Raw genomic sequence first — 25072 nt, forward strand, 5'->3', positions numbered from 1 at the left:
ACTTAAGACTTATCTCACAATCGTACGTGGAGATATCGTCTCACGTTTGCGATACTGTCAGCATGCAACAAAATCCTGTTTCCATACTGTTGGTCATCGTTAACTATAACCAAGAGTTAGAGATTAATTCGTTCCTGTGCGAAGTTATGAAGTTCTGGCCACTTAAAGATGCAGTATTAGTCGACGATGGCTCGACCGATCGCTCCACTGAAATTGCACGTAACAGTGGTTTCGAAGTGATAGCTCACCCCTATAACCAGGGGGTGGGTGCCGCAATTCGAAGTGGCATCCACCATGCGCAAAAAAATAAATATGATGCTGTATTGATTATGTCATCGAACGGAAAGATGCTCCCATCCGAAATCGCCTCTATATGCGATCCAGTAAAAATGAATGAAGCGGATTACGCGACAGGAAGTCGTTTTCTAGCCGGAGGAAACTCGCCAGGCCTATCAAACTTTCGAAGGATCTCAATCCCGATTTTCTCTGCAATATGCACTTTTCTGTTAGGAAGAAAATTTTCTGATATTACATGTGGTTTTAGATGTTATCGAATTGATTTTCTTTTTAATGGCACCTGCGATATTAATCAGGAGTGGTTATCTCGCTATGAGCTCGAATACTATATTCACTATTGGGCATGTCGAACGGGCCTATGTATCAAGGAGGTTCCGGTTACTATCCGCTACTCCCATCTGAATGAAAAAAGAAAAAGCAAGATTCGTCCTATCGTAGATTGGTGGTCAATGATTAAACCACTCCTGTTTTTAAGATTGAAATTGAAGAAATGATAAAGTTTAAACTAACAGTTATTAGTTTAGCGGTAGCGCTCGTGGCCGCCCTGTTTCCTACGCGGTACTTAGCCCCCAACTCCGGAGTCAACACCACAAGCGGCGACTACGGCACCCATATGAATATCAGTCAGCATATAATGGATTTTGAACTTTTCCCCTCTCTTCACCAAGACAATGTCGGCATTCATGCGACGTCAAAATATCTTCCCGTTTATCACGGCATCTTGGGTTTTCACCTGATTACGACACTTTTGGAATGGATTGGAATTCCACGCCCCGGAGCATACGCTCTAACGATGGATGTTTGCTTAATTGCCATATTTCTTTCATTTTTATTTTACATTATAGACAATCGCACAACGGGTACTATACCAGACAAAATTTTCGCCACCCTCATGATCTTCCCAATGTTCTATGGATATTACACCGAAGCAGTCAATTCGGGTTTTTTTTCACAACTAGCATCTCAAGCATTTTTAGTTGTAGGTGGATATCTATTCACTACGAGGTTACGAAAATGGGCGCCGCTCTTTATTCTGTACGCATTTTTCTGCTACCCAGACTGTTTAATCTGGTTCATCCCGGCTATCATCTTTTATTTCAGACGTTCAAAATTAATGTGGGTAACCTTGGCCTTAATTCCAATCTGGTTGGTAGTTTTATGGGTGCCATTCTCTCGAGCAACTTTAACAGGCCCCTTCATTGCCTCAATGACGCCTTGGTTGGCAACTTGCGCCTTTTCGATACTTTTCGGATTTAATATATGGAGACACAATAAAAACGTTGCCGTTATAACCATATTTTTTACCTTGTATACGGTTATTTTTACGACTGTCACAATGACTTATTTGAATCCCAGTTATTACGCCACAAAAATTTCGTCGTTTTCGTATATCCTACTTCCCTTTCTGCTTATTGACATCCCGGTATTTCAAACTTTTAGAGGAAAGCTGCTATTATTAACGACGACCTTTTTTGTTGCAGGTTCTCCAAATGCTGTTCCTGTTGAATCGATGAATTACCTAAAAAATCACTCTGCTTTCACCAATCATGACTACAAATTAATTCGTAACATGAAAGAAGAACTTTCTACCAAGATGTTGATCTGCTCACCCCAAAACACCTACCCTCTCCCCCAGCAAATAGACCCCAATATCGTACCTTTAGCAGCAGCCTATGGAAATTTGATGAACTATGACATTTACTCACTGGAGGTAAATTCTAAAGGAATGCAAACGATGTTTGGTGGAAACGAACGTACTGGTAGCTTTGGAGTACTCCTAGACTATCTCTCCAACAACTCTCTAGGCGCCGCATTGGAGTTTATGGAAAATAAAATGAGCTTAAGGGATATTAGCTTAGACTTTTGCCTGGCGGTTCCTAAAGAATCCTCAAGTGTCTTTGCAAAAAGTCAGTATTTTGAGAAACTTTATGAGGGAGCACAATTTGTCTACTTCAAACCTCAGAAGCCTTAAGCACGCAAATTATATCCACCCGACTGCAGTTATTGATGAAACGGCTGTGCTCGGCGTTGGAAATTATATTGGGCCTTACTGCATTATTGGTAAAGACGTGGTTCTGGGAGACAACAACAGATTGGAAGCTCATTGCTCTATTGGAACTCCGCCCGAACATCGAGATTTTTGGCATGGCCCCTATCAATCTGTCGAGGTCGGCAGCAACTGCATCATTCGCGAATACGCGACCGTCAACTCTGGCACCGTTTCAAACTCCAGAATTGGAAATAATGTCAGCCTTCTTCACGCTTGCTATGTCGCTCACGATTCCATCGTAGGAGACAATGTTACAATCTCTGGAAATGCAGCCATGGGTGGCCATTGCACGATATTGGAAGGCGCCAATATCGGTCTTAATGTTTCGATCCACCAATACAGTGTTATTGGTCACTATGCTATGATTGGGATGGGAACTGTCATTACCAAGAAAAGCATCATTGAACCTGCTAAGACCTATGTTGGAAATCCAGCTCGGTTTTTAAAAACGAATCAATATGCAATTACAAAAAATAATCTGAGTGTTGATGATATCAAAAAATTCAACGATGAATTCTCCGCCGCTCGCAGCAAATACCGCAAATGAAAAAGGTCATCGCAAGATGGCCTTTCCAAGACTCTCGAAATTAATCCATAAAATCAGACAGCGACAAGCGGCCGCGGATCATTACGATCAGGCCCACCGCCATGCAAGAAAGCGCTACGCCGACGCCGATAAGGTTGCGATGGCCAAGATTCAACATGCCCCATAAGATCAATAAAGCACTTAAAGCAAACGGACCTATGTAAATCCACTTCATCCATTTAGGACGAACGGCATTGACCTCCGCAGCCGATTTCAGTGTTGGTTTTTGAGACATACTAACAATCATCATGCTGTTGATTCGTGCGATCATTTGATCACAAAGGACATCCCCGCCCTGAGCGGCTTTGATCTCTTCGTATTTCATGATCGCGAACTTAAAGGCATCAAGCTCGCCACAGCTTTTAATAAAAGCTTCGTGAAGATTTACGTCCTCGAAATTTTCTAACACATTTTTCCATTTGCGCACCAAACTTGGTTGCGCGCGCAAACTAGGATCTTGCGGAAGTCCTTCAAGACGCTCAAACAACACATGGCAAGAATAACACTCTTTGGAGCGACGACCGTTCAAGGCACCACATTTAGGGCAAGACTTCATTTCTTGGGACTGAACTTGCCCCGCAGTCGGCTCGACAGGCGCTTCGACAGTGACATCCTTGAAAGATGCCAAAAGTTCTTCCGCGCTCATTGGAGAGTTTTGCTGCGCGTTGGACTCACCCATCCCAGGTGTTGAAACTGCGAAAGTTAAAACATTCGCTGCATCCACCGGCGGATATTCGAAACCGAAACGACTGTCACAAGAGATGCACTGAAAAACGGGAGTTTCCGAATGAATGTCTTCACTCGCAACTTCGTACAACTTAGCGCATGATGGGCATCGAACTTTCAATTTCACGTGGACTCACTCACTCTTTGTGTTACTAATACCATGATGAAGAAAGCCGTTCAATTATTCAAGCACAAAGCCTTCGATTTACGTTGGGCATTACTCTCTGGGATTTTGGTTGGAACAAGCTACATTCCATTCCCGCCATGGGCTTTGCTCTTTTGCTACATCCCTCTTTGGATTTCCGTCACCGCAGATAATTCTCCTCTGAAAAAAGCCTTCTGGAGCGGATGGACCACGCAGTTTGTGCTGTCTGCCATTGGCTTTCATTGGATCGCTTACACAGCTCACGAATTTGGCGCCATGCCTTGGATCATCTCTATCCTCGCACTGCTACTTTTTTGTGCTTTCATGCATCTCTACATTCCGGCGGCAGTCACTGCGGGCGCTTGGCTTCAAAGAAAATTCAAACTTTCTAGAATCCAAACCATATTCTCAATTGCCTTGCTGCACGCGCTTTTGGAGAGAATTTGGCCAGTGATTTTTGATTGGAATTTGGGCTACACACTCTTGGGAGCTCACATCCCAGCTTATCAGTGGGCTGATGTGATCGGCTTTGCTGGATTGTCAGCAGTCATCCTTTTGTGCAACGCCTGGATCGCCGCCATTTGGTTGGGTTTCCGTGAATCCAGTAAAAACTTTGTTCAAATAGCGATTCTTTCCGTTGTTTTAGTTTTCTTCGTTGTTGGCGGCCATTTTCATAAAACACGTTGGGATCAATTCGACCAAGAATTTAAAACCACAATCATTCAAGCCAACATCGGCAATTCTGAAAAAATTCAGGCCGAGCAAGGGCGCGGAGCTCAAGAGTTCATCACTCGCAAATTCACAAGCATGACGATGGATGCATTTGCTAAATTTCCTGACACGGATTTGTTCATTTGGCCAGAGACTGCATTCCCCGACTATTTGGATCAACGACTCTTAAACCGCAAACACACTCAAATTCTGATCAACAGCCTAACGGGCATGGATAAAGCCATCATGGCGGGAGCTTACTCGCGCAGCCCTGTTCTAGATCCCCACCGCGACGAGGCGACTTTCAATGCTTTATTCCTGATCGATTCAAAAGGGAACAGCTTGGATGCACCTTATCTAAAAACAAATTTGCTGGCTTTTGGTGAATATCTGCCCTTCAGCGAAAAGTTTCCGGTCTTGCTGAAATGGCTTCCTTTCGTTTCAAATTTTGGGCGCGGTACGGGACCGCGCGCCTTGAGTTGGAATCACGGGGGCCAATCCATCAAACTGGGTGGTCAGATTTGCTACGAAGGTTTGGATGCACATTTCTCGCGCGGCTTGGCTGAAGAGAACTCTGACGTCTTGGTGAATGTCACCAATGATTCGTGGTTTGGTCGCACGTCGGAGCCTTTACAACACATGTACATGACTTTAGCGCGAGCAATTGAAACTCGACGCCCTTTGATCCGCTCGACAAACACTGGCATTAGTACAGTGATTTGGGCGAATGGTGACCTTCAACAAACTTCCCCACTTCATGAAGAATGGAGCGGTGAATTTACTGTAAAATACCGCAAGAATGCTCCAATCACCCCTTACGTAAAATGGGGCCACTTTGATTGGATCGTACTTCTGATTGCCCTGTTTGGTATTGTTCTAACTGGAGCCTTGAATGCAAGATCTCGTCGTCCTTGATTGGATTGAAATTTTAGAAAAAATTAAATCACATGCGACCAGCGACATTGGTCGCGAAGCCGTGCTTGATATAAAACCGTTGGCGTCAGCTGACGAAGCCTATGTCAGTTTTCAAGAGATTGCCCATGCCACGGAAGTCTTGAATCAAGGCGTACGCCCCTTCATGCAAAGTCTGGATTTATATCAAACATGGATTGCTCGTCTAAAAAAGAAAGCCGTTTTAAAAACTTTGGAAATCAAAGATGTTCGCGCTTTTTGCATGGAAGCCCTGGCACTCAAGGAAGCTCTTGAACCCGTACAAAACGACTGGGCCCAGCGAATCTATAAGAGCTTAATGGATGCCGAAGAACCATTGTCTGCTATCGATCAGGTTTTAACTCCGGGCGGAGAGATTCGCTCCGATGCCAGCGAAAAACTTTATAATTTATTTAAAGAAAAAGAACGCTTAGCGCGAGAAGTTCAAAGCACATTGGACCGCTTGGTGAAAGATCACCAGATGGAAACAGTGATTCAGGATAAGTTCGTCACCACCCGTGAAGGTCGTTGGGTTCTGCCTGTGCGTGCCGGGATGCAAAGTAAACTTCCCGGAGTCATTCACGGAGCTTCCCAAAGTAAGCAAACTGTTTTTGTAGAACCAGAAAAGGTCATCCCCACAAACAACCGCCTAAGACAAGTGGAATCGGAGATTGAAGACGAAATCGAAAGGCTATTAACCGAGCTTTCCCATTACCTTTCATCTCAAGCGACTGATATCGAAAGCACACGTGTGCTCCTTGAAGAAGCAGATATTCGTTTCTCTCAAGCACAGTTTACAAATCAAATCAGTGGACATTCAATCGAGTTCGCGACAGACACCATGGAACTGATCGAGGTCCGTCATCCCCTTTTGCAGTTAAGCGGTAAAAACGTTGTTTCCAACACTGTTCTTTTGGATGGCAAAAAAAGTATTTTGCTACTAAGCGGACCAAATGCAGGTGGTAAGACAGTCTTGCTAAAATCCATCGGTCTTGCGGCGCAAATGGCAAGATGCGGTCTTCCAATTTGCGCCAGCGAAACATCACGCATTCCCTTCTTTAAAGATGTTTTAATTGGCATCGGCGACAGTCAAAGTGTTGACGAAGAACTCTCAACCTTTGCCGCGCATTTGAAAATCTTGAGCAAAGCGGCCTCCGTCAAGGGCCATCAAAATTTAATTCTAATCGACGAGATTGCGGGCTCGACGGATCCAGAAGAAGGCAGTGCTCTAGCGCGTGCTTTCATCGAGGAATTTTCAAAAAACAACGTATTCGCAGTTATCACTTCGCATCTGGGACCATTGAAATCAGGGTGGGATGAAGAAAGTCATGTTCTGAACGGGAGTATGGAGTACGACCCTAAGACAGGACGGCCTACTTACCAATTCTTGGCAGGTATACCTGGCGATTCATTGGCGATTCAAACGGCGAAACGCGTCGGTGTTGCTCAGTCGATCGTCCAAAGAGCAATGGATGTGCTTGCGCCAGCGACTCGTGCACGTTTAGAGGGTCTTGAGCAAATCGAAAGACTTAAGAGCGATATTGCAATCCTGCAGGATCACTTACGAAAAGAAACGAAAAAAGCTGTCGAGACGAAAAACAAATACGAAGGCCTTCTGTCTCAATTTAACAAAGACAAAGACGAATGGTTGCAGCGCACTTTGAAAAAAGCTGAACGTAAGGTTGATGAGGCCATTGCTCAAGCTAAAGTGGCAGAAACATTCAAACGCCATACGGCTCTACAGGAAATCAAATACCAATTACCTGAAATCGTGAAAGCAAAACAAGTGATCCAACCTGGAGCCCCGCAAACAGCCGAAGAATTTGCGAAAAAGTTCCCTCCAGGCTCAAAGGTCTTTGTTCAATCACTGAATCAAGATGGCATCGTACAAAGTGCACCTAACAACAAGGGTGATTTGATGATTCTATCTGGATCTGTACGCTTGCAGGTCAACTGGCAAAACTTAAAACTTCCCGGTAAACCGCAGAATCCAACGTCTCAGTTGGTTCGAAAATCAGGTGGAGTTTCAGTGGCAATGGCAGACGACGACCGCACTTTAGATTTACGTGGTAAAACTGTTGAAGAAGCGTTGCAAGACCTTGAAGTGGCTTTGGATAAAGCCGCAACTACTCGCGAAGATCGATTAAAAATCATTCACGGTCACGGGACAGAGGCTTTAAAAAAAGCTGTCAGAACATACTTGTCCCGTTCGGTATACGTTAAGAAATGGAAAGCGGGTTCTCCAGAACATGGTGGCGACGGCGTCACATGGGCTGAAATCGGCGAAGCATAATTTGGGAGGGTCTTGTGGATAGCTACCTTATTGCAAGTTGGGTGGTAAGTAAGACCCTTGCACTGACCTATTTTATCGCATTCCTATCACTCTCCACTCAAGTGCTGGGGCTGTTCGGCTCCCGCGGAATTTTATCCATTGATCACCTTTTAAATATTTTAGACAAGGAATTAGGAGTGTCACGATTTCGACACTTCCCTTCTGTATTTTGGTTTGAGTCTTCAGATTTCAGCCTGAAAGCAGCTTGTCTGATTGGAATGTTGGCATCGACATTGGCGTTTTTAGGATTCAGTCAAACGTGGATGTTTGTTGTGTGCTGGATGCTGTATCTTTCTTTCGCCAGCTGTGGGCAGATCTTTTTATCATACCAATGGGATAATTTGCTTTTGGAGCTGGGTTTCATCGCTTTATTCTTTGCGCCATTTTCTGTGGAGTGGATTCCGTTTAAGAGTTATGAAATTCACCCTATGATTTTAGGACTGGTTTGGCTACTTTTGGTGAAGCTGATGTTTTCATCAGGCATCGTCAAGCTTACAAACAAAGACCCCGACTGGAAAAATCTGTCAGCGCTAAGGTTTCATTATTGGACTCAACCGCTACCAAACCCCCTTGCGTGGTTTTTAAGTAAAGCCCCGTTGGCTTTCCAGAAATTTAGTTGCGGGCTTTTGTTTTTCATCGAAATAGTTTCGCCGGTATTTTTACTTTTCGGGGGAAAGGCTGCTTTCGTTGCGGCCTTGCTGCAAATCCTTTTACAAGCACTCATTATTTTAACTGGCAATTTCGCGTTTTTTAATATTCTCACTTTGGGACTGTGTTTTTCTGTTATTGCCGATACATTTTGGACGTTTCACGACACTTCATGGGTATTGCCCGTGGGAGTTTCAACGGAGCTCGCTGTCGCGGTCTTCGTTGTCTTATTACCGGGGAATCTATTTTGGATCTATAAAACGGTGTTTGAAAAGAGCAAAGCCTTGGACTTCATGCTTCCGTGGATGCGTTTCTTATTCCCATTTCGAATTACTAATCCCTATGGTCTTTTTGCAGTCATGACAAAATCGCGACCTGAAATTGTTCTAGAGGGAAGTAATGATGGTCAAACTTGGCTCGAATACGAATTCAAACACAAACCCACAAAACTGACCGATCGCCCGACGATCGTGGCCCCGTTTCAGCCACGTCTAGATTGGCAGATGTGGTTTGCAGCCCTTGAAGGCTATAGCGAAAACATGTGGCTCCAAAATTTGGTCACCCGTCTTTTTGACGAAAGCCCCGATGTACAAGAGCTGCTGAAAAAGGATCCATTCCAGGGAAAATCACCGAAACTCATGCGTTTTGTTCGCTACGACTATCATTTCAGCACCTGGCAGAACCTAAAAACCAAGGGCGAGTGGTGGAAACGGGAGCATTCTTCTGCCTATTCTCCTATTTTTGAAAGAGACGAAGAGTCCTAAATACCCTCGGGGGTGACTATGAAAACGACAGCTGTCTAAACGGTCACGCGATATTTTCGCTCTGAGAACGAGTGACTTCGAAAAAATCAAGTGGTCGTCCCAAGAAAAAACGTCACGCAAAATAAATTGGAGATTTTTCCTGGAATCTCGCAAAATGGTTTTTAGGGGAAATTCTAACCAAAGGCTAGGTAGTCATGCACAACTATCGGGACTTTATCTTGCGCGAACTCGAGAGACGTCAGAAGAAAAATCCGTCTTACTCGCTTAGAGCATTTGCCAGAGATCTGGAAATGCCCAGCTCACGACTCAGTGAAATTCTGAATCGTAAGATGGGACTTTCAGAAGCTCGAGCAATTAATCTGGCGGAAAGACTTAACCTGTCACAACCAGAGAAAGAGTACTTTATCGACTTAGCACTCTCTGAACACGCACGCAGTGCTGTGATGAAAGAGATGGCTCTTCGTCGAGTCAAGGCTCGTACCGAGTTGATGTCCACCATCGAAACTCGGGACCTCAGTGGTTTGTCTGAAGGGGCTCATATAGCCATTCAGATTAAGCGTGAACAGTATGCAGATGCCCTGGAAAAGATTAAATCTTTCCAAGAGCAGTTGGCTAAAGACCTTGGAACTCCAAGTGAGAGTGACTCGGTCGTGAACCTTACTGTTCGACTGATGGAGCCCACATCTTCCGAATAAAATAACTGGACCCCCTCAAAGCTTTTTGAGGGGGATTTCTGCTCGGAAATCGTTCAAAATAATCTGATATGACTCCAATCAGAGGATTTGAACGTGAGTAAAAGCAGATTCACAGCGGCGAGCATTGGCGTAGCTCTTGTCATCGGATATTTTTCCGGTAAAAAGTACGCCGATTTCACTCCTAGAAAAGTGGAAGTCGAAGACCTTGCGAGCACCAGTAAGATCGAATTCGAAACTTTGAAATTGAAGCCACTCCCAAGCGCAAAAATCCTTGGCGAAAAACCTTTGAGGTCACTCAAAGAGGCTGCTGATTTTATCGAGCCCTATCATGAGCGCCATGATTTTAAGTGGCACCCGGGATATTCGGTTTCTGCTCCCAGTTTTGATTCTAAGAACAGACCCTACTTCCGTTATCATGATCGTGAACAAACAATTCCCGTGGCAAACGGTTTTCAAACTCTCCGAGAAGGCTCTTGGACTCATTATCCTTTCATGGTGGGTATGCTGCTACCCTTCTACGATGAAAAGTCTCAAGACATTATATTAAACTCAAAACAAGATATCCTGTGGGATCCCAAAATGGCGGTCTTTGATAAAACCGACCGTATGTACACAGTACTTAGAATGAAAACCACAGTGTTTAATAAAGATACATCCTACGTGATGATGTATTCTGATGACCAAGGTTTGAATTGGTCAGCACTTCCGTTAGTGGGAACCAAGGACACCGGATGCGTTTTTAGGTCCTTAGGTACAAACGACTGCCCACTCCCACAGCTTTACGATCTGGAGCGCCCTTACAACCGCGCGCCCCTGCAAAGCCCCCCTGCAATGCTCTATTTCTTAAGTGATGGCAAGCTTCCAGGATTTGAAAAAACATACTCATGGCTTGGAACTGTCGGAAAACTTTACCTTCAGCCTATCTCTAAAAATTCTCAAGGCAAATTGGTTGCCGAAAAGCCCGTATTAATTAGTTTAAGTGCGCAAGAAATTGGTTATCGCAGTGGCTCTTCCACGAAAATTATTCGTTCTGGGAACAAGTATTTTATCACTTGGCTAGAAGCCAATCGAGAGTTTGCTCCAAAGCTTGATGCCAATGGAAATCCGATCATCCCTAAATTGGATCAGATGAATAAACCTTATTCTGAAATCTGGATTGCTGAATACGACATGAAAACAAAAAAGGTCAGTAAGAAACCGATTTTGAAATCATGGCCGGTGAACGATACACACAACCAACCTGGGATCGTTCGCACTTGGGATGGACATTTCATTGTTGTCTCTGGCGGTCACGGCTCCCACTTTACTTACACCTATTCTTTAAAACCTGATTCCATCAGTGCATGGGCCCCAGAAGTTCCGATGAACACTGCTGATACTGGTTATAAGAGCAATTACAGCTCGCCTTTGTGGAGCGGTGGTGGGCAAACCTATATCTCGATGGTGATTGGTGCTGACGACACGGTCCATACAGTTTACCGCCAATGGCACCACGACAGAAAGATTTTCGATTTTGAGTACTTCGGCGCTTTAGTTTATCAAAACGGAAAATTCGACAAAAGGTCCAAGACATTCCAGTGGAACCCGGCTCGTATTCTGGTGTACCCCAATGCTTCAGAATACACGCACTGGTACCAAGTGATGAGCGTTGATCGCAAGGACAACATCTATGTTGAATACAGCAATATGCGACCGTACCCACCCTATCAAGTTGTGAACGGTGATGGAAAACCAGAGTTCATCTCCCCGTATCTTAACAACGCTCTTCTGCGTTCTGAGAACAGTGGTAGGACTTGGTCACTCGTAAGCGACGACGACCTGAAAAAATCGCAAATAAAGTAAACAATAAATTTTAGAAAAAACAATTTGTTAACAAATCAAAAAAAAACAGAAACGCGATGGAGTTCCACTACGAGACGAAATCCATCGCGTTTTAGCTTTTGTTTCCTGTGTTCACCGGACGCACTTTGTTTTCATTAGGGAATCTGAGTCTTGCGTCTCACTCGAGTGCGTTCCATAGGAGCGAAATAATGAGAATTGTTGGAAATGTTAACTACACTTTTTACAGTGTTACTCATGTATACAGCGAAAACGGTTTTACGCACTCCTAAGCTGGCATATCCAATGCAATGACTCCAAACATAGGGGTTATTATGAAAAAGACAAACGCATTCATCTCGATTCTCTCTCTCGCTGCTTTATCTGCGTGTGCTCCACAGGACATGAGCTTTTCACAATCCACGCAGGCTTCGTCTACGTCCGATGCAACGGATGTCGTGATCCCTTCACGAGGCGTTTCCCAAAATTTTGAAATCAAAGAAAACGCCAACATCGATATCTTGTTTGTTGTCGACAACTCGCCTTCGATGTTGGAAGAGCAAGCGAATATGTCGGCAAAGATCAAAGGCTTCATGAACCTCGTATCTGGTCTAAACTGGCAAGTGGCTTTAACGACGACCGACCCTCGCGTGAATACCTTGGATTCCTCGAAAGCCAATCAACCTTGGGGTGATGGTCAATTCCGTCCGATGCTGAACCGTTCTTTTTTAAAGAAAGGTGATTCTTCCGATTCAGATGCGCAAGCAGCCTTGGCAGAGGCGATAAAGGTCGGCGCTAATGGTAGCGGCGATGAACGTCCTATTAACAACATCTATAGGGCTATGGAGCGCTCTGAAAACGCAGGCTTCTTCCGCTCTGATTCGAACCTAGTGGTCATCGTGATCTCAGACGAAGATGAATGTTCCAATGGCAACTGCCCTTCTAGCTCCGCAGATACGAATAAATCTAAACCCGCAGGTTTGATCAGCTTCGTTCAATCTAAATTTGGCATGGGGAAAGTGATGATGGTGGATTCAATTGTAAAAGCCCCATCGGACTCTTCTTGCTCGACAGCCTCTTACGCTCCAATCTTAACATCCCTTGCAAATCAGTCAGGGGGTCTTGTGGGCTCAGTCTGCGCATCAGATTATACATCAATCTTGTCTAACGCTGGTAACGCAGCCGTTTCACTAACAAGATCCATCTCATTATCTTGCAATCCCATTGACTCAGACAATGATGGCAAGATCGACTTTGCGTTAAAAAACTCTTCCGGCGGCATAATCAGTTCGGGCTACCAAGTCAGCGGTAAAATCGTCACTTTCACATCGACTTTACCAAATGGCTCTTACTCTGCCGACTACCGTTGCGCTCAATAATTATTTAAATTAGCTCTTAAAAACTCGTTTTATTAATTAAAACGGATTTTCCCTAAAAACCCCTCCATTCCGGAGGGGTTTTCTTTTTTACGGACCCAGCTCTGAAGAAGGTCCCATGCAGCGACCACCGTGGGCGCCACCACTCCCAGCACTCGCCAAAGGCGAACCAGGGTTGAGCCACGCGAGTTCGAAGGCGTGTCACAAAATGGGACCTTCGCCACGGATTTTGTGGGTGATCCATTCGATGTGTCTGCCGAGATTGGTCACATTCGTCGTACTAATTCGGGACTGCCGGCCCGAGAGGAAAATCGCTTCGCTAAGTAGTTGTTTTTCATTTCTTATTTTCCTTGTTTCAAAGTGAAATATGGCACCTCTGTTGCTCTATAGTCTGGTGAACAGTGTGCAAGGGGGCTTTATGACAACATTCACTTTGAAAAATGCTTTAATGGCTACGATGTTGATTGCAGGTGCTGCGCTTATGACAGGTTGCGGTTCATCTGGTGCACAATCTTCATCGGATTTTGCAAGCCGTGGAGTTATTTCTTCGGTAAGTGAATCTGACAAAAAAGCCCTTGCTGTTTGCAACCAAACGACGGGTTCCGACTTGGCTGCTCGTCAAATGGCTTACACGGAAGGTTCGTCCTATAGAATGGACCTGGTGTGGGTGAAACTCACAACATTGCCTTCTGACTTTGCTTCAGGAACTTCTTATATTTCTATGTGGAAATGGTTAGCGAACTCAAACGGTTCTACATACCTTGATTCAACCGCTGTTCCAGTAGCTCTTTACGATACACAAACTAAAAAGTTTATCACCAACTGGGGTACTTCCATTAAATGGACGGAGATCTCTTCGATGGCTCTAGCAATGGGTTACTCTTCTCCGACATCTTTCTTTGGCCGCGTGACTATCTTGGCCAACTTGAAAGACACGAACGGTGAATACGACGCTTTGAAAATTTCTGTCTACAGCACTTCAACAAATAAAGCTATCAACGAGATCAATGGTCTTTTGCCGCTATTCTCTGCCAATCCAAACGCGTACGCTGTTGAGTCTTCAGGTGCGGCTCGCGCCACGGTTTTACAAAAGCTTCACCCGTTTTACACTTACAAAAGCGCTGGTTACACGACAGCTCAGTTCCAAAGCATGGCCCAAAACTATTGCTTTTAATTGCAACGCCTCACTAAACTTGTCCCCAAAGAACGCCAACTGTTCCCCCAACGGTTGGCGTTTTTCCTTTTTAATTGGACTCGTCAAAGCCCCGATAGCTATGCAATATTTGAATCATCTTGCGGCTGATGGCGCTCAAAGAAATACTCGTAACTATTTACAAGTAAGAAAGACAACAGACAATAGATTGGTCCCAGTAACAACATGGCGAAAGCGATACCCTTGGTATCCGTGAAGTGCCCGATCAACAAGTGCATTCCAACTAACATCATCGAATCCGTTGCCATCATATAGGACACAGCCGAATCCAAATCCGTCGGAAACTTTGAAGAAATCCAAGTAATCGCCAACGGATAAAACGGAGCTACGGCAAAACCCGTGATTGGAAGAAAGACAGGATGAATATATACGCCACCTAAAATACACAGCCCCGTTAGGACCAGAGATGCAGATAATTGAGTTCTTAACGTGAATGGCAGTTTAATCAAAGCAAACAACGATCGTCCCGTTAACATACCTACAAAAAAGTAAGTCACGTAAAGACTGGAATGTTCCATGTCGTAGTCAGCGGTTCTACGCATGAATAAAGCCAATCGCGAGGACACCATGATTTCCGCACAAACACAAAAGCTCACCATGAAGGCTAAGAAAATCTGGGGCTTAAAGTTACGGGCTTTATTCAGCTTGTGATTCTCTGGAACGAACTCTGCTTTTTGATGCAAGTTCGCATGACTACCGTGGAACGAATAAAGCAACAAGGCCGCCGGCACTAGGGTGATAATACCAAAAGTCCAACGCCAGCTCCCCGTCAATACTTCCACGGAAGCTGCAATCAAGGGCGAGCAAAAACTGGCCACACCGTACATCGCATGAAGGCCTGACATCAGCTGCTGCTTTCTTTCCTCGCTGGAACCTAAGGAAACTAAGACGTTGGGAATCAAACCTAAGATCCCCAAGCTCATCCCGAACGCTAAAGAGAAAAACAAGAACACATAAAAATGCGGAGCTGTCGCAAGACCGATCAGCGACACTATCAACGCAATTGATCCGCCTCGCAAAACTGTCATGCGATCAAAGCGGCGTAGCAAATTTCGAGTCAAGTAGCTTGAAAGAAATCCAGAAATAGAACTCAAAGCAAACATCCATGAGCCCATGGAATCGTTCACTGCAAACTCTTTCATAATTTCTGGAAACAAAGGTCCTCGCACATTATCGCTCAGACCAAACACGAACAAACTAATATAGGAAAGAATAATATAGGGCCAAATCATTGAGTTAGTGCGAAGACTCCTGGCTCACTTCTTCAGCCTGTAAGTTTTCACCCTGACGATAGCGATCTACCAAGGCTTCATCCGTTGTGGGGAAAGAGAACAACAACGAATGAACATTGGTTTCTTCGTCCTCTTGTGTAACCGCAACGTAAACTAAATCCTTTGTTTCGTGATCGGGGAATTCTTTAATAAAGCTCACAAGAACGTGGCCTTCTGTATCTGTCTTTCTCCAAATCTCGTCCGCAGATTCAATTGTTTCTTCACGCAATTCTGCATAGTCCTGGAATTTATCCTTGTCGATATCCTTGTCAGTACGCACTTTCATCATTGCTTGATAAAGTCCGACTGCTAAAGGGTCGCCTTCTAACATCGCGTCCCCTTCGATAGCGCCTACGGAAGCTTCGGCATAGTCACGGCTGTAAGCCATTTCTGTTTTTTGATACTGATGCCAAACATGGGAGTCGCGCGTTGGGAAATGCATGAATACGAAAGTGGGATACTCGTCCTCTTCCGCCATGTATCCAATCGCAATGTATTTAAATGCTGTGGCACCCTCTTCAAACTCGCGGATGAAGTAATAAACCGGATAATCTTCAATGGCCGTTGTATCTTCCCAAACCTCATCCGGATCATCCAATGTGGACTCCAAATAATTTTCGCGGGAAAGTTGTTCTTCATCGGTGAAGTCATCCGGTGTGCGATAGGATTGATACTCATCCTGGAACTTTTTGATGGCGCTTTCAAAGTACCCAAAAAGATCCTGTTCGTTCTCAAAGATCAAACCGGCTTTTTCATCGACAACGATGTACTCCTTTTCAGTAATCGCTTTAATTGCTTTGATCGATTTGCTTTTAACGGTACGAGTTTTAGCTTTGGCCATCGTGGCTCCTTATAGCCCCATATTGAGAGAAATCATGCTTCGCAACAACAGGAAAAAAATCTGACACGACAAGGTTCGTCATGACCTCCCGATTTTTCCTCTTGCAACTCTTGGGTTTCTTCCTCACCATCGGATTTATGTTGAGTCAGATTGATTGCATCAAGGCGCAAGGAGGCGACTTTGGCTAACATTGAAGAGACAAGTCTTGAGCGTATGGAAGCTCTGCTATCTCATTCTGCAATGGGAGTTCACGTTCTGTTTGATAACAGAGCCATTGCTGATGTTCTTAAAGAAGTCACAGACGACAAAGACTTCTACAGCTTCGACAAAATGAAAAAGGTCCAAGACGTGATGACAGAACTCATCGCGAAGAAAACCTATTTCGAGAAGATGGCGTATTTGCAGGCATTGGACTCAGAATCCTACCAAATGCTGGTCCGCGCGTATTTTCACATTGTCGAAAATACGGTTCGCGCCAATCACGAACACGCTCACTAAATCCGTTTCCGTTGAAACGGATTTTTTTTGGCTTCGCCTCTGCGAGGCCACACCTCTCTGACACTTCTGCACGACGAAGTGATTAATTCTTATTCACTTTTCAAAACATTTTGATGTGTTTTGGGAAGTTCGAAATTTCCGTCGAAAAGTTAGAGTCCTAATTCGACATCAAATTCAGAAAATAATGCAACGCAGGATTCCGATGTTATCCTTATGGAAAGGACCCATGAACTCGGATGTCCTTCGCGGGCGCAGGGATGCGCAAAGCCCACTGAATAATGTTTTCCCACCGCAAAGCCGATAAGGGATATTGTGAAATATCGACGTCTCTTATCGGCTTTCTTTTTTTTCTTAGTGCCCGTACTCGCACAGGCGGAGTACCGCGTTTTCGTATTGAAAATTTCAAAGAGAGCACCGGCAGGCACTGCGACCCGGGCTCCAGCTGATGGCGGCCAAGGCTTTCGTCTAGTAGAGAGCACCCTGGACCCCGAACAGTACCGATCCTTCTATCCCGTCGCACCTGATGAAGACATTACCTATATCGATACGTGGCGCTGCTATGGTCGAACCGGCGACTTTGCTCCGCACTGCCCCAACCCTAAAGGCCAGAATCCCTCCGAACAAACTCCGGCATCTTAATCGAATTGCCTCTTTTTGATACACTAGTGGATATGTCATCTATCGACAATTCCACACGTAAAGCGCAGCAAGCCGAACTGAATGATCTTCAGACGGAATTCAATCGCAAGAAAAAGCAGATCTCCAAAGAAAATGAAACTCAACTGGCCGATCTACGCGATTACTATGCTGATAAAAGAGAAAACGTGCGTGAGACGAACGAGGCCGCGATCAATCACATTCGTGATCGTCAAAAAGAATTGGTCGATACCTCGGCGGAACAACGTCGTCAGCTAGCTGATAACTACAATGCTAAAACGGCTTCCCTGCAAAAGGGATATGACGAAAAACTTAACGAAACTCGTGATAAACGCCAACAGCAATTAGCGACAGTGCAAGCGGACTCCGCAAACAAAATTAAGGAAACTCAAGACTATACTCAAGGGCAAGTAAACTCCATTCGCGAAAAATCTGCCCAAGATGTTCAAGTCGCTAAGGAGCGCTACAATAAAGAGATGAAGGATATCAATTCCTTCGCGCAGAAACGCGTGGACAACCAACGTGCCCAAAACGAAATGACATTGAATAACGAGATTGAACGAGGCAAAGCCTCTCAAGAACGTTTGCGTAATACACAAGAAAAGCAATACACAGAAGTTCGTGAGCGAGGAGAATCAAAAATCGCCATCGCTCAAGAGCAAAATGAAAAGAAATTAGTTCGCTCCAATGCTGACGCTGAAAATCGTTATGAAAAACAACAAAAGCAGTGGGATAGCAAAGAAAAGAACCTAAATGCTCAGTACAGCCAGCGTGTGATGCAAAATAAAAAAGCGTACGAAAAAGAGCTTAAAACTCAGAACGAACATTTCAAGAGCACCTATCAGAAAAACGACGCTGCGAACCGTGAGTCTTTGAATATTCAAGAAGACATGTACGCGAAAGAACTGGCAACTACACGCCAGGAATTCGTAAAACAAGCAGCCAAGTACTCTTCGAAAGAAAACGATCCATTTTACAAAATCGAAAATCGTGGCAGCGTGATGCACGAAACTCCGAATTTCTATGTTCTACGTGCCTTCGTCCCTGAGCACGAAAAAGACAGCGTCAGAGTCTCGATCCAAAACGACAAAGCGATGGTTTCTGGGCAGCGCTCCTTTAAAGACAACATCGCAGACGACACTAAGAAAGTAACTTCCAGCAGCTATCAAACCTTCCGGGAAGAGTTCGCTTTCGATAAGCCCATCATCTCTGAAGGTATGACCCGCGAACGGGACGGCGACTTCGTGGTTTACACGATCCCTAAAGGCAACATCTCGGGCTACAGCCGCAAAGCTTAACACTGGTATTCAGCGCTGACCGTACAACTCCGTTAGCTTCGGCGAAATGCCCCACTTAGTACCGGGACCAGATAAAACATTGGCAGCTGAATTTCCGCAGATTTTGATTCCATAAACTGTGCTGAAAACTTTAAATTGCACACTAGAACATCGTCGTTCAAACCCGGAATATGCTCCAGATTATTCTTTAGTAAATAGAGAGGTTCGTACTTTCTTTTGATCAAGTGAGCAAAGACATCCTTCAATATAGTATCTAAAAAAGCGCCATCTCCGCGGCCCATAAATTCTATACCTACATCTTCCCTTTGCTCAGCCACAACTTCCACTTGAAAAATGATGGCCGAGCCTTTAGAAAAAGCACGCACATTGCGCACCAAAATTTTGCCTTCTTCAGAGTGTAAATAATCATGCAACTCTCCCCGATCCGTATACTCCACCAAGTGAGACGCCAGATTCTGTCGTCCAAAGATGTGATGAGATTCGTCATAGAGATACTGATTCATGGAAGTGTTTTGTTGTTGGCCTTTGAACAGAGCAAGAACTGGATACTGGTATACCGGAGAGCCACTAAATTTAATCATAAAAACAAATTTATATTTATAAATAACAAATGAGAAGAAAAAAAGGGAACACACTATTCGGAGTCGAGGATACACTTGTTCAGTGCGCTGATTTTAGCCAAACGAAAGAATAAAAAAGGGACCGGATGGTCCCTTATGACAGTTCGAACTTTGGAACTTTGCAAGGATTCAGAAGATCTTCAAGGAAGAATGCCGCTAACTGATGACGTCCCTCTACGGCTGCTTTCTTGTACAGAATCAAAGCTTGTTGTCGAACGGTGGTTTCTGATGTCCCGCGAGTTTGAGCAATAGCTCGCAAGCTCAGTCCTTTTAATAGTAACAAACCGATGTCACCTTCGGTTTTGGTAAGACCCCATTTTTGAAACTGGCGTTGAACGATAGGATGAATTCCGCCAGTCGGGATACATACGTGTGCACATGTTGATTTAATCATATCCTGCATGGTGTTCTCCTCTAGAGAACATAAAATGCGATAATTTCTTATATGTCATCTAACATGTGTGAGAAAAATTGCAAATTTGAGAAAGTTTAGTCTCAATCTCAATTAAATGAGGTTTAGGCCTTTAAAAGATAACGCACTTCGCGCATAACAAAACTTAATCTTGTTTGCATATCATAAAGCATTTCCAGATTAGAGTGCAATTGAGCGATAGCGTCTGACGACTGAACAGGTTTGTCTGAAAGTTCGTGGTAACTTACGTGGGCAGATGGTTCCGATGAAACAAAAGAGTCCATAAAGGATTCAACAACTGCTGTTTCTTGAACTTGCACTGTCTCATTCTTGTTTACTACTCTCATCGTGAACTCCTGATTCTGTGCGCCTTTGGAGGCGCCGACATAAAAGTCTATTTCTAAAAAACTACATCTCAACTTAAATAAACTTACATAAAACTTTTACAAGCCGAGTCACTAGTACTCGCACTTCAAATCCGTCGTATCTGTGGCAGATGGCTCAGTGCGGTCGTCACCGCTGCGCAGATAAGTTTGCATCACCGAAGAAGCTGCCTTGTCGTCGTTATGTTTTAGACCCAAAACATGTCCCATTTCGTGAAGGATCAGCGCTTCGATATTAACTGAAGATCCTGATTTGCTTTGATTCCAATAAAACGTGAAATCCTTGGTATTTACGCGAATGTCAGTTTCATTAATTTGGTCACCTCTCCACAAAACCGATGTACGAGCTTGTTCAGATCCTCTTTCAGTTTCCCAAGTATCCATGAAATAGATGACGTTCTTCCCGTCTTGACGAGGAGAGTTCGGACCAGAAACACGTGGAGTTGTTACGATATTAAAGAGTTTGCGACCCGCAGACTTTTCCCACGTTTGAGCAGCGCTTACGATAGCTCCAACGTATTCTTCTGGAACAGACGTATGCAGATACATAGTCACAGGCACTTCGGCCTTCCAAGAGACACGCTCACCGTAACTGTTTTGCACGAAACCACAGCTGTCTTGCGATTTGGGCGCACAGGCTCCAAGAGCCAAAGCCATAACCACGAGCGATGTGACGCCAATCCACTTCAACATGAGCAAGTCCTCCTGATGATTCCTATTACAAAGAAAGGACCACTCTGTTCCACCCGCGGGACGTACCTAACCCACTGATATTCCATAATTTTTAAATATTTACGTTTTTTGGCAATCGGCGGATGAGACAGACACCTCATGTTGATTCCAGCGACAGCCATCTGATTAACTCATAAGTCATTGATTTATAAGGATATTTACGTGTTTATCTTTTAGACACCCCTTCGCCGCAAATGGGGAGTTTTAAACCAATTTATTGAGGTTTGAGCTCAAACTTGGTAAATCTGTTCCATTCCGAAAGGCAAACTATGATGAAACTGACTGTGATCCCTGGTGACGGTATTGGCCCTGAAATTATGACCCAAGTAATTCGCGTTCTTAAGCACGTGCATGCTCCGTTTGAATACGAGGAGCACCAAGCCGGCGAGATCGCATTAGCTAAAATGGGTGATCTTCTTCCGCAAACGACGGTTGATTCAATCAATAAAAACAAACTTGCGATCAAAGGTCCTACGACAACACCCGTTGGTGGCGGCCATAAATCCATCAACGTAACGATGAGACAAAAATTTGATCTTTACGCCAATGTCAGACCGGTGCGTTCTCTTCCCGGCGTACAGTGTGTGGCTTCCGATGTGAATCTGACAATCGTGCGTGAAAATACGGAAGATCTTTATGCTGGTATTGAGCGCATGGTGGATGAAAATACGGCAGAGTCTATTAAACGCATCACGCGCAAAGGCTCTGAAAGAATCGCACGCTATGCCTATGACCTGGCTCAAAAAACAGGCCGCAAACAAGTGGCCATCGTCCACAAAGCAAACATCATGAAAATGTCGGATGGCTTGTTCTTGAAAGTCGCTCAAGAAGTCGGCTGGCAGTATCCAAATATCCAAACTAAGGACGTTATCGTCGACAACGCCTGCATGCAGCTGGTGACGCGCCCACAGCAGTTTGATGTGATCGTCACTGAAAACTTGTACGGCGATATCCTGTCGGATCTTTGCGCTGGCTTAGTTGGCGGTTTGGGAGTTGTTCCAGGCGCTAATATCGGCGAAAAAGCCGCGATCTTTGAAGCGGTTCACGGTTCTGCACCAGATATTGCTGGTCAAAACAAAGCCAACCCAACAGCATTGCTGCAATCTGCAGTGATGATGCTTCAACACGTGGGCGAGCAAGCCAAAGCTGATTCGATTATGAAAGCTTTGATCGCAGCATTGTCTGATGTAAATGCTCGTACTGGTGATCTGGGCGGCAAAGGAACAACTGTGTCGTTCACCGACGCCATCATCCAAAAACTTTAAAACGGAACGGTGCCAGGTCCTATTTCTTCGCACAGCGTGGCAAGGAATAGGACCTGGCACCTTTTTCTTCCCTCTCGCACTAAACATCCTTAGCATTAAGGATATGAAAAAACTGATTTCTCTTCTGTGCGTTTGCTTCCTTTTTTCTGCCTGCGCAACCAATCAAAAAAGCCGTTTAGCGGCAACTTTAGCCGGTGTCGGCGTTGGTGCCGTGGTGGGGGCCTCGACAGCTCCTTCCGATGAAAAACCAGAATTGCATGCCATGTACTGGGGCGGAATCATCGGTGTTATCACGGCCATCGCTGCAAATTTTTATTTCAACGATAAAACAGATATCGACATGGTTCGTCTTGAAAACGAGAAAATGAAAGCTCAATTGGATTTCTTTCAAAGCGGTACCGCCACTCTTTTGAAAGAGACCAAAGGCTCTGCAGATCGCAAATATTTCCAAAGCGGTAAAGCAAAAATCAAACTTTATAAAATCGATCAGTGGGTGGACGAGGGTCCTAACAAAAAATACCACCGCGACCAAATGATTGAAATCTTGCCTCTTGAAAAGGGCGAGTGATGAAAAAGTATTTGTGGCCCACGCTTTTCGCAGCCTCTACAATTTGGGCCTCGGTTGTCAGTGTTCTTTACTGGCAGCTGCGTTCTAATCCTCGTGTGATAGCAGTCACCACGGACATGTCAGCGACTGAAAAAGGTCGTCCCCAAAGTTTTCAGGTGGCCGAGATGGAAAAGGTCACGTTCCTGCGCCAATATTTGGATCGCTATTTTACTTATGATTCGAACAACTTTTGGCAATCTCAGACGTCATTGACGTTCTTGATGTCACAAAGCTTGCGTGAAAAACGGATTCAAGAAGTGCAACGTCTGCGCGATAAGATTCAAAGCAAGTCCTTAAACCAAAAAAGTTTGCTTTTATCGTTAGCTCAAACTGCAGAAAACCGCTATCACGCCCTGCTATCCCTGCAAATCAGTGAAGAGCGAGGCAAGGTCAACCAGCTTTATGTGGGTGTTGATTTGGCCATTGAAAGCACCGACAGAACCTTAGAAAATCCGTGGGGATTTTTGATCACGCAGATGAACTTTCCGCAAACTTCGCCGGATGCTGTGACATTGTCTTCAACTTTGGGCATTCGCGAAAAAGCTCCCCTGGTGATTACATTCCCTTGTGCGATTGAAAATATTGAGGTGAATCCTGAATCCGTGATTGAAACTAAAATTACGACTCTGAACGTTTCAGAGATTCAACTCACAGCCGCCAAAAAATTCGCGACGGCTGTAACGATGATCGCATTTTGTAAAGATAAGGAATATCATTTCTCGGTAAGTTCCGCAGAAAAAAACTCTGACATGTTCCGAGCGTTTACTGCGGATCTGGCTCAGATGCGCAAGATCCCCGCAGGACAAAAAAAGGGTAAAGATATTTACGATAAGACGATCGAAAATGTTTTAGGAATTCAAATTGAAAATTAAGAAATCTTTTCTGTCGTCATGGCAAAATGTTTTGGAATAATCATAATCACCTGAGTTCCCACACCGACGCGAGAACGCAACTGCAAATCACCACCAACAGCCTGCAATGTTTTGCGAGCATCATACAGACCTAACCCGTTGCCGTTTTCTTTGCCAAAGCTTTTTCCCTCTTCCATCAATTGCGGAAGAACGTCTTCAGGAATTCCGCTGCCGTTATCCATAATCTGCAACAACCAGTTCTGATCGCGATCCAATAAAGACACACTGATGCTGGCTTCGGATTCTGGAGCTGCCTCCACGGAGTTATTTAAAATATTTCCCAGGACCCGCATCATTTTCATTTCATCAAGAGGCATGATGAGTTTTTCCGCTTTGACATGTTGATGCCAGGTGAATTCAATATTCGGGTAAGAAAATCTATATTCTTTCAGTAAGCTATTAGCTGCTTGGATAATATCGACACCATGGATTTTAGCAGCGGGTTTAGCCACTTCTTGGATCGCAGAATCCGGCAGTTTTTGTGTTCTGCTACGAAGTAGCAGATCGTCAGCAATGCCACGAATGCGTCCTACGGCCAGTCCCAAAAGCTCTTTTTTCTCGTGGCTCATTTCATGGGACAAAGTTGTAAGTGTTGTTAGTGCCATCAACGGACCACGAATGTCGTGCGCCACTTGACGGGAGATCTCAGAGATTTCTCTGTTGCGTTCAAGTTCAGAATGAAGTTTTTGTTCCTTCAAGCGATTCAAAAGGTCTCTTCTTGAACCAAAAGATACGAAAACCAATCCTAAGAAAATACCAATCAAAAAAATGGGCGAAGAAACTGTTTTGAAAGCCAGATCGGCGCTGCTATAGCACACTTGCACTTGGCCCGCAGGTAAAGAAAACAGCGTAATGGGAATATCATTTTCAAAAGCACAGTGTTCGCTTTTAGCTTTAACTGAAACCTGCTCGACCGAGCTGTGTACTTCTTTAAGCTGTCCCAGAATTTTATCAAGCAATGTCGAATCTTGTTTTACTAACAAAGATTTGGCGATGTCTTCTTCCCAAATTGCAAAGTACTGGGCTACGGCCCCTTGTGCTCTGCGAACCTCCACCACGAAGCTTAATACAGAGATAGCCACCAACGCTGCCATAAAAGCGGACATCCAAGGCCATGAAGTTCGTTTAATAAGGTTGAGGGAGGTTTTTTCCATACCCTTAACAAAGCAAGGAGCGATCCACGCCACGGAACACCACCGCGAGCTTGGGCGCAAAAACTATCAACAAGTGCCATTTCTTGAATGACGCCTCAAAACGATGTGTCTCAGATTGATACACAAAAAAAA

The 25072-nt window shown here is 44.6% G+C and carries 24 protein-coding genes; 16 read left to right on the forward strand and 8 right to left on the reverse strand.

What is annotated here, in order from left to right; genetic code table 11:
* Positions 1–62: 62 nt before the first annotated feature.
* Genes B9G69_RS03030 through B9G69_RS03040 form a run of 3 tightly spaced genes read left to right on the forward strand, consistent with a single transcriptional unit; the run spans position 63 to position 2894 of the window.
* Positions 63–791 (forward strand): glycosyltransferase family 2 protein, encoded by a 729-nt coding sequence (locus B9G69_RS03030; protein ID WP_088616988.1) that lies wholly within the window; start codon positions 63–65, stop codon positions 789–791.
* Positions 788–2269: a hypothetical protein gene (locus B9G69_RS03035; RefSeq protein WP_265437943.1), complete on the forward strand. Its 1482-nt coding sequence runs from the start codon at positions 788–790 to the stop codon at positions 2267–2269. The genes B9G69_RS03030 and B9G69_RS03035 overlap by 4 nt, the downstream gene beginning before the upstream one ends.
* Positions 2241–2894 carry a hypothetical protein gene (locus B9G69_RS03040; protein ID WP_176401020.1) on the forward strand — a complete coding sequence of 218 codons (654 nt, stop codon included), beginning with the start codon at positions 2241–2243 and terminating at the stop codon, positions 2892–2894. Before B9G69_RS03035 ends, B9G69_RS03040 begins: the two co-directional genes overlap by 29 nt.
* Before the next feature lie 40 nt (positions 2895–2934).
* Here the strand turns inward: B9G69_RS03040 and B9G69_RS03045 are convergent, their stop codons facing one another.
* A complete protein-coding gene (locus tag B9G69_RS03045) occupies positions 2935–3786 on the reverse strand; it encodes a hypothetical protein (protein WP_088616985.1) in 852 nt (283 codons plus the stop codon).
* A gap of 33 nt (positions 3787–3819) precedes the next feature.
* Here B9G69_RS03045 and lnt point away from each other — a divergent pair, with 33 nt between their 5' ends.
* The 8 genes from lnt (at position 3820) to B9G69_RS03085 (ending at position 14252) form a co-directional block, all read left to right on the forward strand.
* Positions 3820–5430, forward strand: coding sequence for an apolipoprotein N-acyltransferase (gene lnt / locus B9G69_RS03050; protein ID WP_254917052.1), 1611 nt, complete (start codon positions 3820–3822; stop codon positions 5428–5430).
* Positions 5408–7738: an endonuclease MutS2 gene (locus tag B9G69_RS03055; protein ID WP_088616983.1), complete on the forward strand. Its 2331-nt coding sequence runs from the start codon at positions 5408–5410 to the stop codon at positions 7736–7738. Before lnt ends, B9G69_RS03055 begins: the two co-directional genes overlap by 23 nt.
* Before the next feature lie 14 nt (positions 7739–7752).
* Entirely contained in the window at positions 7753–9189 is a 1437-nt protein-coding gene (locus B9G69_RS03060) for a lipase maturation factor family protein (RefSeq protein ID WP_254917051.1), read from the forward strand.
* 290 nt (positions 9190–9479) lie between these two features.
* Positions 9480–9884: a hypothetical protein gene (locus B9G69_RS03065; protein ID WP_217897737.1), complete on the forward strand. Its 405-nt coding sequence runs from the start codon at positions 9480–9482 to the stop codon at positions 9882–9884.
* Between the two features lie 93 nt (positions 9885–9977).
* Positions 9978–11726 carry a hypothetical protein gene (locus B9G69_RS03070; protein WP_088616980.1) on the forward strand — a complete coding sequence of 583 codons (1749 nt, stop codon included), beginning with the start codon at positions 9978–9980 and terminating at the stop codon, positions 11724–11726.
* A gap of 311 nt (positions 11727–12037) precedes the next feature.
* Positions 12038–13081 (forward strand): hypothetical protein, encoded by a 1044-nt coding sequence (locus B9G69_RS03075; protein ID WP_265437944.1) that lies wholly within the window; start codon positions 12038–12040, stop codon positions 13079–13081.
* 129 nt (positions 13082–13210) lie between these two features.
* Positions 13211–13405 carry a hypothetical protein gene (locus B9G69_RS03080; RefSeq protein ID WP_265437945.1) on the forward strand — a complete coding sequence of 65 codons (195 nt, stop codon included), beginning with the start codon at positions 13211–13213 and terminating at the stop codon, positions 13403–13405.
* A gap of 91 nt (positions 13406–13496) precedes the next feature.
* The gene (locus B9G69_RS03085; protein ID WP_254917048.1) at positions 13497–14252 is read left to right on the forward strand and encodes a hypothetical protein; all 756 of its coding nucleotides are present in this window, start codon (positions 13497–13499) and stop codon (positions 14250–14252) included.
* Between the two features lie 98 nt (positions 14253–14350).
* On the opposite strand, the gene B9G69_RS03090 is transcribed toward B9G69_RS03085, so the two are convergent.
* Together B9G69_RS03090 and B9G69_RS03095 are read right to left on the reverse strand one after the other, a co-directional pair.
* The gene (locus tag B9G69_RS03090; protein WP_265437946.1) at positions 14351–15433 is read right to left on the reverse strand and encodes an MFS transporter; all 1083 of its coding nucleotides are present in this window, start codon (positions 15431–15433) and stop codon (positions 14351–14353) included.
* Between the two features lie 94 nt (positions 15434–15527).
* Positions 15528–16403 carry a PBECR2 nuclease fold domain-containing protein gene (locus B9G69_RS03095; protein ID WP_265437947.1) on the reverse strand — a complete coding sequence of 292 codons (876 nt, stop codon included), beginning with the start codon at positions 16401–16403 and terminating at the stop codon, positions 15528–15530.
* Positions 16404–16583: 180 nt separating this feature from the next.
* On the opposite strand from B9G69_RS03095, the gene B9G69_RS03100 reads away from it, so the two are divergent.
* The gene (locus B9G69_RS03100; protein ID WP_254917045.1) at positions 16584–16901 is read left to right on the forward strand and encodes a hypothetical protein; all 318 of its coding nucleotides are present in this window, start codon (positions 16584–16586) and stop codon (positions 16899–16901) included.
* Between the two features lie 671 nt (positions 16902–17572).
* Positions 17573–18856, forward strand: coding sequence for an Hsp20/alpha crystallin family protein (locus B9G69_RS03105; RefSeq protein ID WP_088616974.1), 1284 nt, complete (start codon positions 17573–17575; stop codon positions 18854–18856).
* Positions 18857–18888: 32 nt separating this feature from the next.
* Here B9G69_RS03105 and B9G69_RS03110 read toward each other — a convergent pair whose 3' ends face one another.
* The 4 genes from B9G69_RS03110 to B9G69_RS03125 form a co-directional block, all read right to left on the reverse strand.
* A complete protein-coding gene (locus B9G69_RS03110) occupies positions 18889–19437 on the reverse strand; it encodes a hypothetical protein (protein ID WP_141096988.1) in 549 nt (182 codons plus the stop codon).
* A 133-nt stretch (positions 19438–19570) separates the two neighbouring features.
* A complete protein-coding gene (locus B9G69_RS03115; RefSeq protein WP_254917044.1) occupies positions 19571–19879 on the reverse strand; it encodes a helix-turn-helix transcriptional regulator in 309 nt (102 codons plus the stop codon).
* A 113-nt stretch (positions 19880–19992) separates the two neighbouring features.
* A complete protein-coding gene (locus B9G69_RS03120) occupies positions 19993–20235 on the reverse strand; it encodes a hypothetical protein (protein WP_088616972.1) in 243 nt (80 codons plus the stop codon).
* 111 nt (positions 20236–20346) lie between these two features.
* A complete protein-coding gene (locus B9G69_RS03125) occupies positions 20347–20964 on the reverse strand; it encodes a matrixin family metalloprotease (protein ID WP_088616971.1) in 618 nt (205 codons plus the stop codon).
* 308 nt (positions 20965–21272) lie between these two features.
* Here B9G69_RS03125 and B9G69_RS03130 point away from each other — a divergent pair, with 308 nt between their 5' ends.
* From B9G69_RS03130 to B9G69_RS03140, 3 genes are all read left to right on the forward strand, one after another.
* On the forward strand, positions 21273–22268 hold the full coding sequence (locus tag B9G69_RS03130; RefSeq protein WP_088616970.1) for an isocitrate/isopropylmalate dehydrogenase family protein: 996 nt from the start codon (positions 21273–21275) through the stop codon (positions 22266–22268).
* 103 nt (positions 22269–22371) lie between these two features.
* Positions 22372–22836: a hypothetical protein gene (locus tag B9G69_RS03135; protein ID WP_088616969.1), complete on the forward strand. Its 465-nt coding sequence runs from the start codon at positions 22372–22374 to the stop codon at positions 22834–22836.
* Positions 22836–23747: a hypothetical protein gene (locus B9G69_RS03140; protein WP_088616968.1), complete on the forward strand. Its 912-nt coding sequence runs from the start codon at positions 22836–22838 to the stop codon at positions 23745–23747. Before B9G69_RS03135 ends, B9G69_RS03140 begins: the two co-directional genes overlap by 1 nt.
* Here the strand turns inward: B9G69_RS03140 and B9G69_RS03145 are convergent.
* Entirely contained in the window at positions 23744–24880 is a 1137-nt protein-coding gene (locus B9G69_RS03145) for a sensor histidine kinase (protein WP_176401019.1), read from the reverse strand. The genes B9G69_RS03140 and B9G69_RS03145 overlap by 4 nt on opposite strands.
* Positions 24881–25072: the final 192 nt, after the last annotated feature.

It is taken from the genome of Bdellovibrio sp. SKB1291214 (genome assembly GCF_002209355.2).
In the GTDB taxonomy this organism is placed as follows: domain Bacteria; phylum Bdellovibrionota; class Bdellovibrionia; order Bdellovibrionales; family Bdellovibrionaceae; genus Bdellovibrio.

Excerpts from the sequence above, each read along its gene's own strand:
- B9G69_RS03145 (WP_176401019.1), bottom strand. The coding sequence starts at position 24,880 with ATGGCAGCGTTGGTGGCTATCTCTGTATTAAGCTTCGTGGTGGAGGTT.
- B9G69_RS03065 (WP_217897737.1), top strand. The coding sequence starts at position 9,480 with ATGCCCAGCTCACGACTCAGTGAAATTCTGAATCGTAAGATGGGACTT.
- lnt (WP_254917052.1), top strand. The coding sequence starts at position 3,820 with ATGATGAAGAAAGCCGTTCAATTATTCAAGCACAAAGCCTTCGATTTA.
- B9G69_RS03075 (WP_265437944.1), top strand. The coding sequence starts at position 12,038 with ATGAAAAAGACAAACGCATTCATCTCGATTCTCTCTCTCGCTGCTTTA.
- B9G69_RS03035 (WP_265437943.1), top strand. The coding sequence starts at position 788 with ATGATAAAGTTTAAACTAACAGTTATTAGTTTAGCGGTAGCGCTCGTG.
- B9G69_RS03130 (WP_088616970.1), top strand. The coding sequence starts at position 21,273 with ATGATGAAACTGACTGTGATCCCTGGTGACGGTATTGGCCCTGAAATT.
- B9G69_RS03085 (WP_254917048.1), top strand. The coding sequence starts at position 13,497 with ATGACAACATTCACTTTGAAAAATGCTTTAATGGCTACGATGTTGATT.
- B9G69_RS03095 (WP_265437947.1), bottom strand. The coding sequence starts at position 16,403 with ATGGCCAAAGCTAAAACTCGTACCGTTAAAAGCAAATCGATCAAAGCA.
- B9G69_RS03030 (WP_088616988.1), top strand. The coding sequence starts at position 63 with ATGCAACAAAATCCTGTTTCCATACTGTTGGTCATCGTTAACTATAAC.
- B9G69_RS03125 (WP_088616971.1), bottom strand. The coding sequence starts at position 20,964 with ATGTTGAAGTGGATTGGCGTCACATCGCTCGTGGTTATGGCTTTGGCT.
- B9G69_RS03055 (WP_088616983.1), top strand. The coding sequence starts at position 5,408 with ATGCAAGATCTCGTCGTCCTTGATTGGATTGAAATTTTAGAAAAAATT.
- B9G69_RS03135 (WP_088616969.1), top strand. The coding sequence starts at position 22,372 with ATGAAAAAACTGATTTCTCTTCTGTGCGTTTGCTTCCTTTTTTCTGCC.
- B9G69_RS03120 (WP_088616972.1), bottom strand. The coding sequence starts at position 20,235 with ATGAGAGTAGTAAACAAGAATGAGACAGTGCAAGTTCAAGAAACAGCA.
- B9G69_RS03110 (WP_141096988.1), bottom strand. The coding sequence starts at position 19,437 with ATGATTAAATTTAGTGGCTCTCCGGTATACCAGTATCCAGTTCTTGCT.
- B9G69_RS03105 (WP_088616974.1), top strand. The coding sequence starts at position 17,573 with ATGTCATCTATCGACAATTCCACACGTAAAGCGCAGCAAGCCGAACTG.
- B9G69_RS03090 (WP_265437946.1), bottom strand. The coding sequence starts at position 15,433 with ATGAAAGAGTTTGCAGTGAACGATTCCATGGGCTCATGGATGTTTGCT.
- B9G69_RS03115 (WP_254917044.1), bottom strand. The coding sequence starts at position 19,879 with ATGCAGGATATGATTAAATCAACATGTGCACACGTATGTATCCCGACT.
- B9G69_RS03140 (WP_088616968.1), top strand. The coding sequence starts at position 22,836 with ATGAAAAAGTATTTGTGGCCCACGCTTTTCGCAGCCTCTACAATTTGG.